Annotated in this window: 12 protein-coding genes; 3 read left to right on the top strand and 9 right to left on the bottom strand. The window is 49.5% G+C overall.

The window, feature by feature from the left end; genetic code table 11:
* Positions 1-4: 4 nt before the first annotated feature.
* Both Enr17x_RS04535 and Enr17x_RS04530 read right to left on the bottom strand, forming a co-directional pair.
* A complete protein-coding gene (locus Enr17x_RS04535) occupies positions 5-1219 on the bottom strand; it encodes an inositol-3-phosphate synthase (RefSeq protein WP_145306311.1) in 1215 nt (404 codons plus the stop codon).
* Positions 1220-1500: 281 nt separating this feature from the next.
* On the bottom strand, positions 1501-3348 hold the full coding sequence (locus Enr17x_RS04530) for a phospho-sugar mutase (RefSeq protein ID WP_145306309.1): 1848 nt from the start codon (positions 3346-3348) through the stop codon (positions 1501-1503).
* A gap of 623 nt (positions 3349-3971) precedes the next feature.
* On the opposite strand from Enr17x_RS04530, the gene Enr17x_RS04525 reads away from it, so the two are divergent.
* From Enr17x_RS04525 to Enr17x_RS04515, 3 genes are all read left to right on the top strand, one after another.
* Positions 3972-5555, top strand: coding sequence for an Hsp70 family protein (locus Enr17x_RS04525; protein WP_145306307.1), 1584 nt, complete (start codon positions 3972-3974; stop codon positions 5553-5555).
* Between the two features lie 122 nt (positions 5556-5677).
* Positions 5678-6712 carry a GspE/PulE/PilB domain-containing protein gene (locus tag Enr17x_RS04520; protein ID WP_145306306.1) on the top strand — a complete coding sequence of 345 codons (1035 nt, stop codon included), beginning with the start codon at positions 5678-5680 and terminating at the stop codon, positions 6710-6712.
* A gap of 227 nt (positions 6713-6939) precedes the next feature.
* On the top strand, positions 6940-7191 hold the full coding sequence (locus tag Enr17x_RS04515) for a hypothetical protein (RefSeq protein WP_145306304.1): 252 nt from the start codon (positions 6940-6942) through the stop codon (positions 7189-7191).
* A 32-nt stretch (positions 7192-7223) separates the two neighbouring features.
* Here Enr17x_RS04515 and Enr17x_RS04510 read toward each other — a convergent pair whose 3' ends face one another.
* The 7 genes from Enr17x_RS04510 to Enr17x_RS04480 form a co-directional block, all read right to left on the bottom strand.
* Positions 7224-8528, bottom strand: a complete 1305-nt coding sequence (locus Enr17x_RS04510) for a CNNM domain-containing protein (RefSeq protein WP_145306302.1) — start codon at positions 8526-8528, stop codon at positions 7224-7226.
* Positions 8529-8545: 17 nt separating this feature from the next.
* Entirely contained in the window at positions 8546-10288 is a 1743-nt protein-coding gene (locus tag Enr17x_RS04505; protein ID WP_145306300.1) for an ABC transporter permease subunit, read from the bottom strand.
* A 107-nt stretch (positions 10289-10395) separates the two neighbouring features.
* Complete coding sequence (locus tag Enr17x_RS04500) at positions 10396-11388, bottom strand: polyprenyl synthetase family protein (RefSeq protein WP_145306298.1); 993 nt, start codon at positions 11386-11388, stop codon at positions 10396-10398.
* A gap of 255 nt (positions 11389-11643) precedes the next feature.
* Positions 11644-12123 (bottom strand): cyclic pyranopterin monophosphate synthase MoaC, encoded by a 480-nt coding sequence (gene moaC / locus Enr17x_RS04495; protein ID WP_145306296.1) that lies wholly within the window; start codon positions 12121-12123, stop codon positions 11644-11646.
* Between the two features lie 71 nt (positions 12124-12194).
* Positions 12195-16106 (bottom strand): chromosome segregation protein SMC, encoded by a 3912-nt coding sequence (smc, locus tag Enr17x_RS04490; protein WP_145306293.1) that lies wholly within the window; start codon positions 16104-16106, stop codon positions 12195-12197.
* Between the two features lie 104 nt (positions 16107-16210).
* Complete coding sequence (locus Enr17x_RS04485; protein WP_145306291.1) at positions 16211-18241, bottom strand: flagellar basal body P-ring protein FlgI; 2031 nt, start codon at positions 18239-18241, stop codon at positions 16211-16213.
* Positions 18242-18581: 340 nt separating this feature from the next.
* Positions 18582-19301: a hypothetical protein gene (locus Enr17x_RS04480; protein ID WP_145306289.1), complete on the bottom strand. Its 720-nt coding sequence runs from the start codon at positions 19299-19301 to the stop codon at positions 18582-18584.
* Between the last annotated feature and the right edge of the window lie 13 nt (positions 19302-19314).

Here is a 19314-nt window from a genome sequence, read left to right as displayed (position 1 = left end):
GATTCTATTCCTCAGAGACGGTGTTGGCCCATTCCTCAAGCTGCTGATACTGACGCTCAAATTCGGGCGTGGTTGCCTGCATCGGGCTCTTGAAGAACGAGCTCAAATGCGTCATCACGCCACTGCGATTGCCACGACGCCATTCCCGCTCTGTGAAACGAACCATATCGAGCACCAGTGGTGCCGCCAGAACTGAATCCGTTCCCTGCCAGGTAAACTGCAGCGACATTTTTGTATCCAGAAACCCTTTGAAGTGAATGTGATCCCAGGCCGTTTTCCAATCGCCCATCGATTCAATATATTCAATGGAGACCAGAGTCTGTGGTTTATAACCGAGAATTTCCGTCAACAGATGATCTTTGGAATGCACCTTGTTGGATTTATTGACTGGATCATCGAGGACTTTCCCGTCCAGGTTCCCGAAAATGTTATGTCCGACCCAGCTCATCACATTCAAATTTCGGTGAGCAAACATGGGGGCAAGCACACTCTTCATCAATGTTTCGCCGGTTTTGCCGTCGCGGCCGCCGTGTAAGATCTGTTTCTCTTCCGCCAGCTCAATCAACGCTGGCAGGTCTGTCCCTGCGGAAGGAGTGAAGTTCAAGTGCGAGCAGCCGGCATTCATGGCAGCGATCGCATACAAGGCACTGGCGGGAACCGGCGATGTCTCTGCCGAAGCGAGTTGTTCTTTCAACTCAGCCAGTGACAGTGCTTTGGCAGATTCTTCGACCGGTGGTTCGGTTGAGGCCAGATTGACCACGACTACATGTGCCAGATCATGCTGCTTCTGGAATTCGGTCATGTCTGCGGAAAGCCGTGCCAGCGTATCCTGCAGAGATTCCTGGTCATACTGCTTGACGGAATCACCGGCCAACGAACGAATCGTATCGCCGACATGAATCAGTGTTCCCGGCTTCACATTTTTATCGAACTCGTTGAGTTCCGGCTCCACTGCCTGTAGTAGAGCCGGATGAAAGACACCCGAGGTTTCGCTGAAATGTTTGGCGGCTTCTACAAACGAAGTCTCGCGGATTTCATGTCCGCCGATAACAACTTGATCCCAGCCCACCAGATCCAGCTTTTCAAAATAAGGATGTTCTGAAACGAGTCCGCTGGTCCCCGTGAGCCCTTTCTGAAGCGATAACAGTCCGATAGCGGCTGTCGTTGAAACGCCACCCCATGCTCCGATGATCCAAATCCCGATACGCTGTTTCGTCATGATGTTGCCTGAAAACTGATTAAATTTGATTCAATTAAAATCACTGATGATATAGTGCTAGGTGGGAGCAGACAAAGGAAAGACTGCTTTACTCGCGGTCTGGCAGATTCGTTTGCTGCTTTCATGTGAAGTTCATTTCTGTGAGGAATATGTGACGAATTCCCTTGTCACAGAATTTATGTTAATCATGTTTATAATTGTAGGTCCGTACCGACACGACACAATCGAAAGATTCTTGATTCCGTCGAATTTTTTGCACGGGTTTTGATTGAGAAGCGAAATTAACTGGTTTCGAGGGTTTGATCAATCCAGTCCATCAAAGCCTGTTTAAAGCCTTCAATCGTCGTCAGCACCCCACTTTTAGTTTCTGCCAGTTGAGCGGGATCCGTCACTCCTGCCTGGGCAAAGTAATAGAACTTGATCTTGGGCTCCGTACCTGAAGGTCGCACTCCCAGCTGTACAGTCAGAGGCGAACCCTCTGCCTGTGCTTCAAACATCAGAACATTTCCCTGAGGTTTAGAAAAGGTCTCGGACGGGCTATTTTCGGGTAATGCGCGAATTTCAAGGTTTTGATAGTCCCTGACCAGCGTAAATGTAAGATTTCCCATTTTTTGAGGGGGTGTCTGGCGAAATGCTTTCATCAATTGCTTGATCTGTTCATTTCCTGAAGACCCCTTACAGGTTTTGGATATTTGCCCTTCCAGATGATACCCATGCTCGATATACAGCTCATCCAGACGATTCAGGAGTGTTTTCCCCTCACTTTTCAGCTCTGCCGCCAGTTCACAGATCCAAAGTGCTGCGATGGCGGCATCTTTGTCACGGCAGTATTCGCCCGCCAGATAGCCCAGAGATTCTTCTGTACCAAACACAAATTTGCAAGGGCCTTCTTCATCCATCGTTTCTGCGATGTACTTAAATCCGACCAGCAGATTATTAATGATCCGCACATTTGCCGCACGCGAGACGGCTGCGATTAAGGGAGTTGTGACAATCGTCTCGACCACAAAATGATCCGGCGTCAATGTGCCTGCTGTGTGACGCTTTTGGAGCACATAATCAGCCAGCAAAGCACCGACCTGATTTCCCGTGAGATGCACAAAGTCCCCTGCCTCGTTGCGGGCACAGACCCCCAGGCGGTCTGCATCCGGATCACTGGCCAGGATAATCTCGGCACCGGTCTCGTTGCCCAGTGCAATCGCCGGCTGGTAGACTTCTGTCCGTTCCGGGTTAGGAAGTTGATCGGGCACATTGGGAAAATTCCCGTTCTGTTCACACTGAGGCTCAAACCGCTTGACGCCGTCAAAACCCACCTGCTGTAAAACATGAAATACCGATGTTTCTCCGACCCCATGGAGGGGCGAAAACAGCCCATTCAGATCGCGGTTAGTGGAATGGCTTTGTGCGATGACCGAACTGCGATATTCACTGGCAACATCTTCGTCAATATACTTGATCAGTCCCTGCTCGACTGCCTGATCGAAGTCCAGCATCGGAACATCAGTCGCCTGATACACTTCATCAATAATGCCCTGATCGTGTGGCGGGAGCACCTGGCCTCCGGTAGACCAATATGCCTTAAAACCGTTATCCGAGGGGGGGTTATGGGAAGCCGTGATCATCGCACCAACATCACAGCCAAGATGCCTGACTGCGAAAGAAAGTTCCGGCGTGGAACGTGATGTTTTGTAAAAATAAACCGTCAATCCATGGGCGGCAATGACACTCGCAGCGATGCGGGCAAAGCGATTTGAATTGATTCGTGAATCGTGGGCGATAGCTGCTTTTCCGGTCTCGTTGCCGGAGGCTTTTTTATAATAGGCAGCCAGTCCATGAGCCGATTCTGCAATCGTTCGTTCGTTGATTGTGGCGGAACCCAGATCGCTCATTAAGCCACGTCGGCCCCCCGTTCCGAAGGGAATCACTTCCCAAAAATAAGTATCCAACGTCCCGAAATCTCTGTCTTCAATCAACTGTAACAGCGCGGCCTGGTAAGGAGCGTACTGAGGTTCAGTAAGCCAGCGCTGCAAATTGGTGAAAGCAGAGTCAGAAAGTTGTTTTTCCGTGACAGCTGAGCGGGCGATTTCGATGGCCTGCTGGGAATCCAAAGAAGGGGACGGCTCGTTCATCCTGAGATCATTTCCGTATTGGGAATCGCGGGGGTTGTTTTTAACGTTTTTCTACTTAAAAAACGCATTTTTCACTCTCAGGCAGACTCCTTTCACAGAAGCTGACTCAAGCACAACAGCATGAGCACTTCAGGAATGAATACCTGATATTGAACTAGATTGTAGAGCGAACCTCTCTGCGAGCCAACCCTCACGCGAATTCCACTTTCGCGGGTAGACGGGGTTTCCCATCAAAGGAGTGGAACAACACGAACTTGAATTCGCACAATAGAGTGTACTTTGCATCCAAACTCGATATAATTTCATTAGTCAGATTAAGCTGAATCTGCCAATTATACAGCTTGGGGCAGCACTGAAATTTTGCCCATAGAAGAGAATTTCATTTCATTAAGACTTTGCCAGTTTTTGTTTTCCCACCAATCAAGTCCTTGATTCCCCATCATAACAGTGGCAGAATAGGTGGATTGAGTCAGCATATACGAAACTGGTAATACAAATCTCGAGATCTGAGAGTGAAGAAACAAGCAGCGATTTCCCCTGGTCTGTTTCCCATTTCTCAAAATTCCACTCATACGTCCTGTTCCATGATGAACCTGATTGAATAACGAAATTAAGGTAGCACTATGAAGTTTGTTGAAGGTCATACTGTTGGCATTGATTTAGGAACAACCTACTCAGCAATCGCACAACTTGACACTGATGGTCAGCCCATCTCTTTGAAGAATACCGACGGGCGTTCGATTACTCCTTCCGTTGTTTTACTGGGTGAAGAAGGCCGGGTGGTGGTGGGCCCTTCGTTTGAACGAACCGCCATTGAAGACGATCCCACCCGTATCGTTGAAGCCGTCAAACGACATATGGGCGATGATCATTTTTATGTGGTCTATCAGGAAAAGAAACTGACCGCCGAATTTCTTTCTGCTCTGATTCTCAAAAAGATGAAGCAGGATGCAGAAAAAGAAATTGGCACGATCGCGAATGCGGTAATTACGGTCCCTTACTACTTCAATGATGTTCGGCGTAAAGCGACTCAGGACGCCGGCCGGATTGCCGGTTTGAATGTGATCGATATCATCAACGAACCAACGGCAGCGACACTGGCTTATGCCTGGAAGCGGGACGAATTAGGTAATCCCGATGCGATGCCGAATGGCGAACGCACGATTCTGGTTTACGACCTCGGTGGTGGTACGTTTGATGTGACCATTGTCCGTTATTCGCCGACCCAGTTCCGCGTGCTCGCGACTGACGGTGATGTCATGCTGGGGGGACTCGACTGGAGTCAACGTATCGTCGACCACGTCGCAGAACAGTTTAAAAAGAAATTTGGCAGTGACCCGCGCGAAGATCCCGTCGCCATGCGGACCTGTGTGCAGGAGTGTGAAGACGCCAAACGCGAGTTGAGTCAGAAAGCACAGACTCCCGTCTCCATTTACCATAAAGGGAATACCTTAACAGTTGCCCTCACACGTGGCGATTTCGAACGCATGACAGCCGATTTGCTGCAACGAACCCGTGACACGACCGAACTGGTAATGCAACAGGCGGGCGTGGAAAAAGGTCAGCTCGACGATGTCGTGCTGGTCGGTGGTTCGACATTGATGCCTGTAGTCGAAGAAATGTTGAAAAAAGTCTGTGGCAGCGAACCATCTCGTACGATGAATCCCGAAGAAGCAGTCGCACAGGGAGCGGCGATTCATGCGGCGATTCTGGAAGCCCGGGCAACGGGTGGTGAAAGCCGAATGGCGCAAGCCGTCATCAAGCGATTGCGTAGCGTCAACACAGCTGACGTGAACTCGCACTCTCTGGGGGTAAAAATCACCGATCCCAATGATCGCACCCGCAAGATCAATCATATTATGATCAAGCGCAATACAGAGATTCCCGCGAGTGTCAGTCAGAAATTTGTGACAACCTCAGACAATCAGCAGCGGATTCATGTGGTCATCCTGGAAGGAGAGGCCAGTGATCCTGATGCCTGTTCTACCATCGGCGATTTCCGGATTTTGAACCTGCCTGCCAATCTGCCAAAAGGATCGCCTGTCGAAGTCACCTATCGTTATGATGCCAACGGTCGAATTCATGCTTCCGCACGGGAATTGACGGGCAATAACGAATCAGCAACTGAGATCGTCCGTGATTCTGGTCTGGATACGGAAGGTATCGACCGCTTCGAAGTTCTGGCGAAGGACTACGTGGTCGAGTGATGGTTCTCTTCAGTTCAGAGCCTACACGTCAAATTCTGCTCTCTCTGAATGTCCGTGATTGGATAAGTTAAAATTGATATCGTACACTTCGTTTTTGATCTAAGAGCAAGGAGTCCTCTGAGGTGGCAATAGATGTCTACAAGGATTGGCTGGGAATTCCGGAAGGAGATCGTCCTCCTCATCATTATGACTTACTGCGATTGGTCAAATTCGAAGACGATGAAGAAAAGATTCGCGCTCATTATAAAAAATTAAATGGGCACGTTCGAAAGTACGCCTCCGGAAAATACTCAAATGAGTCACAGGAACTGTTAAACGAACTGGCAAAGGCCATGCTTTGTTTAACCGACCCGGAGCGTAAACGAGAATACGACGAAAGCCTGGGACGAGAGTTCGACGAGGATGAACAGACCGGCCCGCAATCGATCGAACAAATCCTGGTAGAACAAGGCCATATCACAAAAGACCAGGCTGCGGAATTGAAGCAGTTTGCAAACCAACGGGGATTATCCACGAGAGATGCCGCCGTCCAGATGCGGTTCGTCAATCCTGAAATCGCGACCCAGGCAATGGCCCGTTCGCAGGGAATGCCTTATATCGATCTGGAAGAAACGGTACCCGACACCAGCATCCTGCTTCAGCTTCCGGAACACGTGGCCAAACGGAATACAATTCTGCCCCTCTTCATCGATGACAATGTTCTGCTGGTTGCCTGTGCGGATCAACCGACCCATGACCTGGAAGATGACCTGCGGATGCGCTACCAGGTTCCCTCCCGCTGGGTACTGGCGATGCCCCGTTCCATTAATACGGGCATCAAACAATTTTACTCTGCTGCAGAAGAGGTGGAAGAAGAAGTTCCTGCAGAAGAAGCTGCCACAAAAACCAAATCGAAAAAAGAGGCCAAACCTGCTAAAAAGGTCGAAAAAAAGAAACCAGCCCGTGGCCCTGCCCAGCTTTCTCCCGAAGAACTCAAAGAGAAAAAACAACTCGCATTCATCTTCAGCGGCTGGGCATTTTGCGGTGCGATCTTAATCGACCAGTTTCTCCTGAAAAACTTTGTTTTCCCACAGACGTGGCCCTGGCATTTCATGCTGACCACACTGGCCGTGCCCATCATCGCCTTTTACCTGATGTCCGGGATGTGGAAAAAGTAAATTCGCCTTGATCGCGACACGTCTTATAACCGGCATAATCGCCATGGTCTGGAGTATTTTCGCATCTGCCGGTTTGTGCGGCGCCCCGCTCTGATTCCTGCCGACCAGAGTTCCGATGATATGGTATATAGATATGAGGGATAGTAATCATTCGTTGAATCTACCTCCCTGCAGCCTGCCTGATTCCGTTTCACATCACTCAAACGATTCAGACTTCGGAGCCTCTGATGGCAATTTCTTCTGTCACTTCTGCAATGAATACGGCGCTCTACAGCATCGACCGTACCAGTCAACGTGTCGCAGAGATTGCAGAGAATGTCTCGTACGGAATTGAAAGCGAAACCGGAGAAAGCAGCCCCCTCATCGACAGCGGCATCGCAGAACTACCACTGCTCAAGCACCAGATTGCCGCGAATGTCAAAGTGTTCGAAACGGCTGAAAGCCTGTTTAACACCCTGCTCTCACAGCGACGCAGATAGCTGATCCAGTCTTATAACTGATCCGTTTTGCATCACACTTCATCGGCAGGAGCTTCGTTGGGCGGCTCCATTTTGCGAAGCTCTGCAATCAAATGCCCCAGCTTGCGGACCTCAATGACCTTCAACTGAAATCCTTGCCAGTCGCAGACGTCTCCCACTTCTGGAATGTGTTCCAGCTTTTCATGGAACATTCCGGCGACCGTTAATAAACCGTCATCCGCGACTTCATAATCCTGCTGTAGCTTTCGGCACAGATAGCGGAGCGTTGTGATCCCTTCGACATGATAGACGCCGGGCTCTACTTCGCGAACCGGTTCCCGTCTCAAGATCCGTTTGGCCCGGCTTGGTTCGGGTGAAAGGATGGTATCTATGATATCATCGTGCGAGACAATACCGATCGTTTCACCATATTCATCCACCACGGAAGCAAACTGACATTCTTCCGTCTGAAACCGGGAAAAAACATCAGACAGATTCGCACACCAGGGAACATGAATTACCCGTTTCGATTTTTGATTCAACGTTTTTTCGGTAAACGAAGATAATTCTGTCAGCGAAATAATCCGATCGATTTCATCTGAATCGTTCTCGCGTTTACGCAAGATAATGTAGTCGGTATTCGGCGTAATTTTTGTCAGGTCTTCCAGCTTTAAAGGCATATTAAATGTGAGGTAGGTGCCCCGGGGACGCATTGCCTCTTCCACCAGCATTTCAGAAAGGTCCAGAATGTTATGCAGAATCTGCCTTTCATGACGAATCACCTCTTCACTGGCCCCTGAAGCATCCACGGCCCGTTCGAGATCTTCCGAATGTAAATACGATTCTTTCTGAATGTGAGGCCAGAATGTCCGTCGCATCATCCGACTGATATTTTGCAGCAGCGGAATGACAGGATCCAGAATTCGCACTGAAACCGCTAACGGCCAACTCACCATGATCGCGATTTTCTTACGAAAAACGATCGACAGACTCTTCGGTAGAACTTCGCCGAACAGAATAATCGCCAACAGACTTCCGACAGTAAAAATACCGGCTCCCGCTGTCATGCCGGCATCAGCCAGTTTCTTGGCAATGACTCCGGCGACGGCAAAATAAGACAAATTGATCAGCAGGTTCCAGAACAACACAGCCGTCAGTAACCGATCCGCATCCGCGGCCAGTGCTGCCACAATCTGTTCGCTGGGCTTCCCTTTGCTGAACTGTCTGAGCTCTCCCCGCGAGAGATAAAAGATGGCCGTCTCGCTCCCCGAAAAGAAGCCGGAAGCACAAATCAAAGCGAATAACGCCAGTGATCCTGGAAACCAAATTGCAACGGAATCAATAAATGCGATCATCATGAATCGGGGGCGCCACTCTATCCTTTATCAAAAGTGGTTTTTCCCAGAGCAACATCAAATTCAGACACTGCCGGAATATACATGGCAAGAACGGGAAGCCCATACGCAAACAAAATCGTAATCAGAACTCCCAGAGTTCCTCCCAGTAAAAACGACGTAATAGCATAGAAGGTCAAAAACGGGAGCAACCAGGCCGAAATCGCCAGCGCCCGCGAGGGGTTCCGGTGCGTCAAAGCCGAATGGAGGGCCGCACTTCCTACTACGATAAATACGAGAAAACTTTGCAGCTGGAGCGCAAATGAAGACCGTGCCTGCACCAGCAGAATCATAAAGATACCAATCCCGATAAACAGGAAAAACATGGTACCCAGGCTGCCGCCAATAGCCGAACGACTATTGTCATAAGTCAGCCCCATATGCAGGCCCAATACGACAGAAAAAATCATCAGTGCGCTAAAGCCGATCAGAGCACATAGAAATCCTTCTGTCGAAAAAACGCCCTGACTGATCAGATATACCAGAATCAGGATCGGGGTCAGAATCAATTCTTTACTGTTATAGAAAATTCCCCCTAATTTCCCGAGTACAAATTCTCTGGCAGAAATATCGGTGACCAATAACAGCTCCAGCGTTTTACTGTCTTTTTCTGACGTAATGGACGTCACGGCTTGTGTATTTGCCAACACCAGACTCAGCCAGGCAATCCCGGCAAAAGCCAACCCCTGGGGAGGAATCACGCCGAGATACAACGTTCCCTCGGCCACCGCGTCCGATGTGACGGCGGCCCAGAGCGTGAATCCAGCCAGCAGAAAATAAGCCAGCTTGATCACATAGATCTTTCGTCCATAGGCCTTGGTCATGATTTCCCGCCAAATAACGGGATTCGTCCAGATGGTGCGCGCCTGCTCCTTTGTAACAACTTCTTCGGTTTCTTCCTTAGGTGTCGCTTTATAAACGGATCGAGATGGATTCCAGACCCGCAGCCTCAAAACCGTGTATGCTTTGAGAGCGAAACCCAACACAAACAGGCTGATCAGGGAAGGCCAGGCACTGATCGAAACCGGTTGCAATCCTGTATTCAGCGAGAGCGGATTCAAGATCTCATACAAAGCACGAAACGGGTCCAGGCCGGCAATAAAGGGCCGCACCGCTGAGTGTGCTCCCAACAGACTCACGATCAGCTCGACCACTCCCAGAAAAACAACCATTCCCAACACACTGATCGCCAGAGTCTGAAAGGTTTTTTCGCGCCAGAATGCCACTAGACCAGCCCAGCTACCCGTTGCGAAAACGGTCATCAGGCACAAAAGTTCCATCCAGAGAATCTGGGATAATTCAATCCCTCCCAGCAGATAGAGAAACACAAATACCGGAATGGAAGCCGCCAGCAACACATAAACCACCAGCAGGCTGGACTGTGTTTTCCCACTGACCAGTTCACGGTCTTTGAGCTCGGTCATTAGCAGGAGAATCAAAGTTCCGCGATCTTTTTCCTGAGCTATACTGCCCGCAGAAAATAAAAGTGTGAAAAATAGAACCAGCAGCAATTGCAGGAATGCAATCATCTGAAAGATCAGATTTCCCAGGCGGGCAAATTCCCCGATCGTCGTGGTCTGGATCTGCTGAGTTCCCAGAATGGTCTGACCAGCAGTGAAGATCAAAATAAAGATCGCAGCCACATAACCGGAACGAATCAGGTAGTGGCGAATCTGACGGGGTGAAGTCAACGCTTCCCGAATAAATATTGGATTGCTAAACAATGTATTTTGGCCTCTTTTACCCGATAAGTAGCAACATTCTATAAGAGACGCCGTTCTCCCCACGATCGCAGCATGCCGGTTTGTGTTCGCATGCTTCCTGTATCATATTAGATCGTTCTCTGGATCGCAAATTCTGTCAGTTCCTCAAGGATCTGTCTGGCCGGTGACGCGGGACAGAATTTGAGCGATTCCCGGGCCTGTTTCGCAAAGTCACGTGCCCGATTCGCTGCATACTCGATGGCATCACTGTTTTTAATAAATTGGGCGAGCCGCGATTTGGTCTGTTGATCCGGCTGGGACAGGATTTCCTGAATCGTAGCCTGGTCCTCGGGGCTACTTTGATCCAGCAGTCGAATCAAAGGCAGAGTCAGTTTTTCTTTTTGTAGATCCGAGCCTAATGATTTGCCCATTTGAGCTTCATCGCCGAGTAGATCAAGTAAATCGTCGGTAATCTGGAACGCCACGCCGAGCGCACGTCCATAGTCTTCCAAGGCTTCGACAATTTGCTCATCCGCCTCCGCATACAGAGCTCCGAGCTCCGTACTGATGGCACACAGTTCGGCTGTTTTCCCATTAATGATCTGCAGGTACTGATCTTCGGAAAGATTCAGATTACCCCGCTCATAAATCTGGGCCAGTTCACCTTCACAAACCAGATTTGTGGCACGCCCGATCAGTCGACAGGCGCGGGCATCACCCAGACTGGCACTCAAATGAAACGCGTGTGTGAATAAAAAGTCGCCGACCAGGACGCTGGTTTCATTGTTCCAGCGCGAATTCACGGTCGCCACATGACGGCGGATGAGTGCGTCATCCAGAACATCATCATGCACTAACGTAGCCAGATGAATCATTTCCACAACGGAAGCGAGCACATAGTGACTGTCTTTGATTCCCCCGGTGGCTGCAGCGGAAAGCAGCAACAGAATCGGACGCAGCCGCTTCCCTTGAAAACGGGTGATATGCTGCAAAACATCATGAACATAAGGATGTTTCGAGCTGACTTCGCTCAAAAAAACGCGTTCTGCCTGTTCCAGCTCACCGCCAATTAACTCTTCGACACGTGCCAACAGGTCATGTGTCGTAAGATGGTCCCCCATTACAGCCTCACCACAATATCGAATCGATTTTCCAGTTTTTTCTGGCGGTCGGTTATTCAAAACACAGAACATATGACCTCTTATTTCAGATCAGTATGCGGAGCCATTGTAAGCATTCTCTTCGCAGATAGGAATGCAAACAGGGCCTCCGTGGATGATTTCATGAAGTGAAATTCATCTTTCCGGCATTACCCGAACAAATCGGCGGTTCTCGATCGGAACCGGAACGGTGCAATCAGCCCTGACACGCTCAAATCAGTCTGATTCTCTGAGATAATGTCCGCTTTTCCCGCCTGATTTTTCGACAAGCTGAGTGGGTCCCAGACTCATTCCCCGATCGACGGCTTTACACATATCATACATCGTCAAGGCAGCCACACTGACCGCGGTCAGTGCTTCCATCTCCACACCGGTCTTACCGTCGACTTTGACCGTGGCTTCAATTCGAATTTGCGTTTCACCCAGAGACGCAAATTCGAGACGCACACTATTAATACTGAGTGGATGACAGAGTGGAATCAGGTCGGACGTTTTTTTCGTCGCCATGATGCCGGCGATCCGGGCAATTTCCAACACATCCCCTTTAGAGATCTCGCGATCTAGAATCAGTTTGCGGGTTTCCGCTTTCATCGTGACAAACGATTCCGCAACCGCCACTCGCGCAGTAATTTCTTTGCCCCCCACATCGACCATGCGGCTGGCGCCTTCTTCATCAAAATGAGTCAAATCAGACATCGGAACCTCAATCACATCGTAGGGGACTTATTCATCTCTACAAGATCATCAGATCGGGAGACGTGTTTCGACTAAGCCGCGTCGGAGGCACTGTCAGTCGCATCGGTAGACGCCGATTGCTTGAAGTTTCCATCTTCACTGATGTCATCAAACCGCACCGACATCCGTTTCGAAACTCCCGACTGTTCCATTGTAACGCCATACAGCACATTTCCGACAGTCATCGAACGCTTATTATGCGTGATCATGATGAACTGCGTCGTATCCTTGAAGTCGTCAATCAGACCGGCATAACGCTCAACGTTAGCTTCATCGAGGGCCGCATCAACTTCGTCCAGAATACAGAACGGGCTGGGACGGCTACGGAAGATCGACATTAACAGCGCCACTGCGGTTAAGGTTTTTTCACCACCACTTAAAAGCGTTAATCCACGCAACTCTTTTCCGGGCGGACGCGCCACGATTTCAATTCCACATTCCAGCACATCATCGGGATCTTCCAGAATGATATCCGCTTCACCACCGCCAAACAGCTTTCGGAAGATTTCCTGGAAATGGCCGCGGATCACTTCAAACGTATCGTAGAATAATCGCTTACTCTCGGCATTGATCCGACGAATGATTTCTTCCAGGGATGATTTCGCTTCGTTCAGGTCGTCCAGTTGCGATTTCATATATTCAAAGCGGCATTCCAGTTCGTCCAGGTCGTTCAGACTGTCCGAATTGACGCTGCCCATCATCTTGATTTTTCGTCGCAGTCGATTTACCTGTGCTTCGATCTCGGGGCGAATCTCAAGATAAAGCGCGGCATTAAAACCCGGCTCCGTCTGATCCACGTCTTCGTTTTCAACCAGTTCTATCTCGACCGGCTCCACATCGCTTTCCGAACTGGATGAAAGATCCTCTGAAGCAGCTTCGCTTTCCTCTTCGGTCAGTTCCGCCTGGGCATCCGCTTCACTCTGTTCCTGCTCTGCCTCGGCCTGTTCCTCAAGGTATTGCTTCAAAATCGACTCACCCGTGGAGACAATTTCTTCCAGTGAGAGTTGGTACTCTTCCTCGATGCGTTCAGTCAATGTGCTGATCTGATGCTCGATATCACGAGTTTTGAATTCTTCCTCGTGTTTTTTATCGCCCAGTTCACGGCGTTCTTTTCGTAGCGCTGCTTCTTCGGCACTCAACTGCTTTTTGAGTTGCCGTTTTTCGTCACGTATGGTTGCCAGACTTCTGGCTTGCTCCAGAAATGTCTCCTGAATCAAAAACTGTTCGTCCAGCATTGCCCGTGTATTTAAGATGTGCAGCTTGATTTGCGAATTCTTTTCCAGCGATAATTCATACCGCCGACTCGATTCTTCCTGCTGCTGTTCGCGCTGTTCGAATTCCAGCTTCAAACGGCCAAAACGCTGCGTCAGGCCGGTTAAACGCTCCTCGTGCGTCGCCAGTTCCAGCTGGCGGGCGTTTTGCTGTTCTTTCATCTCCTGAACTTCGCACTGCTTGTTAAGCAATACTGATTCGTCCTGCTGAATCTCTGACTGCAGCGCTTCCAGCCTGGTTTCTGTCTCCTGTTTTTCCACTGCCACCACTGCCGATTCGGTTTGCAGTTTCTGAGCGTGCAACTCCAGATCCTGCAGATCGTTTCTGACTGTTGCTAATTCTTCGTTTAACTGCTCCCGTTTATGCTCAGCGGCGACCTTCGCGGCCTTCTCTGTGGAAAGTGCTTCGGAGGCAATCTGCATCTGCTCCTGGCAGATGCTCCGTTCTTCGTCCACCGTTGATAACAGGTCATCCAGTTTCTCGAGCGAGGATTCGTTCTCGTTTAAGGTCCGATCAATTCTGATCAGATCGTTTTTCAGTTTTCGTAATTCACTCTTACGAGTGAAAATCGCAGACTCGCCACCAATCGCGCCCACAAAAACCGACTGATTTTCTTCAATCAGCTCTCCTTGCAGTGTGACAAAACGGCACTGTTGCCCCTTGGTTCGAGACAAATTGACGGCAGTTTCTAACGAATCCACGATCCAGGTATCCGACAGCAGCAGTTCAGCCAGTGCCTGATTTTCAGGCGTCGGTTTGACTAACTTGTCAGCGCGGTAAATCACCCCTCGCTCTGCAGACAAATCGAGTGACTCTTCGTCAGGTTCTGTGGTAAATGATTCCGGCTGTGTCGTCTCACCTTCCATCGAGAAACCGTTTACAACCGGTATTGTCTGTTCGTTTTCCGGCTGACTGAGGGGCCGAGTAATAAAACCGACGCGTCCCGAAATCGAATACTTGCCTTCTTTCAGAAATTGATACAGTGGATCAAACTCACGGATCACTAACAGCTGCGAACGAATTCCTAAAGCAACTTCCAGAAGTGCTGCCTGCTCCAGATCGACATCCAGCAGATCAGCCACGCTCCCGATAATTGTATTCCAGGGAGAATAATTTGATGTCTGAGCGCGATTCAAGATTTCTTTGACGCCGATACTGATCCCTTCCTGGCGTCGTTCCAGATCTTCCAGCACACTTTTGCGGGCCTGATACGCACTCCGCTTTTCTCGCAGGTCAGACAGAAGCTGCGTCTTCTGGTCCTGTTCGCTTAACAAATTCTGCTGCTTTTCATCCACATCAGACAGACTTTGTGCAAACGTAGCTACCTTTTCGCCCGCCAATCGGAATTGTGCTTCGCATGCCGCCAGGGCAGACTCTGCTTCTTCGACCCTTGCTTCCAATTGCAGTCGCTTTTCGTTCGCCTTATCTGTTGAAGTATGATATGTCTCCAGTTGCGTTTGAATCGAAAACAACCGATTGTCCAGAGCCAGTGACTCCTTATTCAACCCATGCACCTGCTGTTGCTTTTCTTGAATTTGTGCATTTGCCGCATCCAGCTCTTCAGTGACCAGCTTAATCCGCGAATGCGTTTCTTCCAGCTTTTCGCGCTGCAGTTGAAACTCAGACTCGGAACTGATTTTTTCATTCTCCACTGCTTCCAGATCTTTCTGGATTTCTGATGTGCGCTTCGCCATCAGAATTCGCTGCTTGCGCAAACGAATGATCTCGGCTTCAAATTCATGTTTTCGTTCGAGCTGGTGTTCGATCGCGGTCTGATTACCGGCGATGCCTTCCCGGTGCGATGCCAGTTTTTTCTCAACCGAACGCAGCTGGTCATCGAACTCTGCAACCTCGGAATCAATGGCTGCCAATTTTTCTTCGTACGTCTGATATTCGTTGTTCAACTCGTCAATACGTTGCTGATACTGTCCGATGGTTGCCTGCAGGGAAGACAGCTGAGAGGTGAGATGCCGCCAGTCATCCGCAGCCATGCCCATCCACAGCTTTCGCAACTCGGTCGAAGCTTCACGGTATTTCGCTGCTTTTGAAGCCTGGCTGCGCGTGGAATTCAACTGGGCTTCGACTTCATCGACAATATCAGTCAGTCTGAGAATATTCTGACCGACCCGCTCCAGTTTCCGTTCGGCGTCGACTTTTCTCGATTTATAACGACTGATTCCCGATGCTTCTTCAAATACCACGCGGCGTGTCGCAGCATTGGCTTGTAAAATCTGATCAACGCGTCCCTGCTCGATGATACTGTAAGCCGAAGTCGCCGCCCCGGTTCCCATGAACAAATCACGAATATCTTTGAGGCGAACCGGATTCCGGTTCAGCAGGTATTCGGAATCACCGTTTTTCCACAAGCGACGGCCGATGTGCACTTCATCGGCGTCAATATCCAGAAAGCCTTCTTTGTTATTAAACGTCAGCGTGGCTTCAGCATACGCGTTCGGCTTGCGTCCCTGCGAACCGTTGAAGATCACATCGGTCATGTCTTTGCCGCGCAGGCTCTTCGGGCTCTGGTCTCCCAACACCCATTTGATACCGTCCACGACATTACTCTTACCACTTCCGTTGGGCCCGACAACGCAAGTAATGCCTTCCGAAAATTCAAAGATGGTCCGGTCGGCAAAACTCTTAAAGCCGAACAGTTCCAATGATTTCAGCATCACGTAACCTTACACGGGAAAACAGATCGTGGGAGCCTGACTTTAAACTGGCAATCACAACGCAAAAGTAACAGTTCTTAAATTGAAGAGGATTCGAAACTGGCTTATTTTTTGAAGTAACGGAACAAGCTCTGGAAAGTGGTCTGTTTGATAAATTTATCATCATCGTCATCGTCTGATGATTTTGACTTGCGGTAATCCGCTAAACTCGCTTTACCATTTTCATCTTCATCTAAGTCATACTTAGATTTTTTTGACGTTTTCTCTTGAGGTCCGCCCGAGTGGAAAATATTCGGAACCACATTCTGATTTCCGATACGGGCCCCCTTCTTCCGCTTAGGCTTGTTGGATTTCATCGTCCCCGATTTCAGAGCCATCAAAGCATCTTCCTCGGTAGGCCGATAGTACATGCGCCCCCCTTCTGGTAAGGCATCAATTTCTACCTGGCCGTCAACATTCCCCTGTTGATGTGCCTGTAGAATCATTTGGGCAATATCAGGATAACTGGCGCCCATCTCGACAGCCGTTCGAATCACAACGGCAATATTTTTAGGAACACGCTTCCGCTGATCCGGTTCGCCAACCTTGTATTTACTGACAGTGATTTCTTCCGTCCCTGGTGCACCCGTGATTAAGACTTCTCCCGCCCGCACGGCGATCGGCACTCGAAACTCCTGTTTCGAACCGAACAGAACCACTTCCGGGTGTTTCCGGTGGGTGATATGAATCATCGGTCCCCCATTTTTCGGGTTCCCCTCTTTGGCATCCGGATCATGATCGACGACAGTTTCCAGTTCGGTCTCCAGCACATGCAGCAGGAACTGCCCATTCATGTCTTCGCCGCGAATAAACGGATCGTTTTTATCCAGAGTCCAGAGCGCCCGAAATGCACCATAGCGGGTTTCGGCACTGGTCATACTCATCAAATCGCGTAAATACATGTGCGCTTCAGGCTCATCAATGGCCGACATCGCCGCCAGTGCATAGACGCGGAACGCCGGCTCTTCCCGGGCCGCTTCTGCCAGTGCTTTAAGGCCCGACCCGTCATCCAGATAAGCCAGTGCGACAGCCGCATGAAAACGGACTTCCAACAGCGGGCTTTTCAGCGCCGCTTTCAGAATCGGAATTGATTTTTTACCGATCGCTTCCAGCTGAATCGAAGCACGTTCGGCCTTCTCGGGGATCATGATTTCCTCGGTCAGCTTTTGCATCCGTACACGTTGCGCGACATCGGTCTCACGGAAGGCAATATTTCGTACCACCTGCAGGTAGCGTGAATCGTTATGCTTATAGCGCGGCTTCAGCTTTAACACGACTTTCTTATCAGTCTTCGCTTCTGCCAGTGGTTCTTCAATTCCATATTTATCAAAGTGATGGAAGCGGCCACCGATTCGATTAGCAATACGTTGCGCGTTACGAATACTCTTGAAATCGTTTCGCAGGTAGAGTGCCAGATCGCGGTCTTCGGCTACGGAAATCCCGCCAGACAGAATCCGTCCACGTCGCAGAATTCCGGCGGTCCCTTTTTTACGATCTTCTTCCGACATCGGCGGAATCAGAATGGGCCCCTGCGCCTTGGCCAGGATATGGCCTTTCAAAAGTCCGCGTCCCTGAATCATCGCCTGCTCAGCCAGATAGGACTCCATTAACCAGCCCCCTTCCAGGCTGGTCGCTTCACTGTTTCCGGGCAGATAGACTTCCACGTCGAACGTTTCGCCTTTACGAATCAGAGGCGGCAGATAGGCTTTCACAATCACGAGTGCTGTGGAGGGACTGCGTAAAATATGGTTCGGATTTTTGACATTGCGGCGGCGCATCTCGCGGAGAAGTGCTTCACGGTGCACGGAAGGGGGCGGATTCCCACCAGTCCCATTTAAGCCCGTGATTAAGCCCACACCTTGCAGTGCGATCAGGTTTTTCCCCGTGATTTGTGTATATTCCCCAATGAATGGGGTCTCTACTTTCACTTCTGTCTCAAATTCTTCTGTCAGAGACGTTTCGTCTTCATCCGGACTTTGCGAACGTAGACTGGCTGGATTCAACCAGTTCTCCGGATTCAAATTCAGTTTTTGACAGCCCGTAAAACCGGCTGTCAGCATGCTTAAGACGATGAATAGATTGACTGAGCTCTTCACAGTACGACCCCGTTTGTGAGAAAATAGTCTTTTCAGAATGTTTGTTTTCAACAGAGACCAGTCCCGAACGCAATTTGATCCTCAAGCAGCCAGGTGGTTTCAATACAACCTGAGCCTGTCCAGTTTTTAAACTGAAGTACGCATTGAGTCATCAAACATTGTCAGAACTGACAAAGCAGAAAACCTGAAGAGAATTGAGATTTGATTTGAGAGAGATTTGTGTGGATCGGAAGCTTATTGCAAAGCGAAAAACGGGTCAATACCGTTTTTCAGCTTGAAAAACAGCCGAAGTTGGTCTCGGTATTGGAAACTGTTGCGTGGAGATCGTCATGACGGAAGCTTATTTAAGCAGTTGCAGTTTCTCTACTTCCGCCCCTGTCTGACGAATTTTCTTTGTGCTTTTTTTCGATTTGATCTGGACATCGGTAATCGAAATTCCGTCAAAAAAATCAAACTCACTCTGGGTTGAGGACTGAATCTCTACAAGATCAGTCGATCTAGCCGGACGTACCTTGATACTGACTTTATCAATGGGATAAATCTGAAGAGTATGTTGATCGGGAAATAAAAGTTGAATCCGGGAGGCTTCGATCTGCGTCGTTTTCTGCTTGCTGGTTCGCAGTAGTGTGACATGCCCACGATCCCGGCTCAGGAGCATCACCCCACGTCCATACGCATTGTTGAATAGACTGGCAGTTCGTGCGAACATCCGCAGTTGATCCCGCTCGTTTTCAATTTCAATATTCCCTTGCAAGGTCATTTGCAGATCCTGTGGATCTTTATAGGAAACATCAATTCGGTCTGCCGAAATACGGGTTTGGCCACATACAAGCCGTGCATTTTGTTTCAAAGTGATGATTTTTTGACCAGGACTCTTAACCCGAACGCTCAGGTCTTTGCCCTGCATGGAAAAGGGGCCAAACTGAAGCGTATTGGTTTCTGTCAACCGGACCGCATCGATTTTTGACTTTTTATCCGCGTCAAATGCGGGGTCCGTTGCCTGGCAAAACGTTTGAATTCCAGCCAAACAAAGCAAGACAGTCAAACTTCGTGCCAACATCACTAATCTCCCA

The organism is Gimesia fumaroli (genome assembly GCF_007754425.1).
Lineage (GTDB): Bacteria > Planctomycetota > Planctomycetia > Planctomycetales > Planctomycetaceae > Gimesia > Gimesia fumaroli.
The sequence above is the reverse complement of the archived record's forward strand: the minus strand, read 5'-3'. Positions and strand labels throughout refer to the sequence as shown.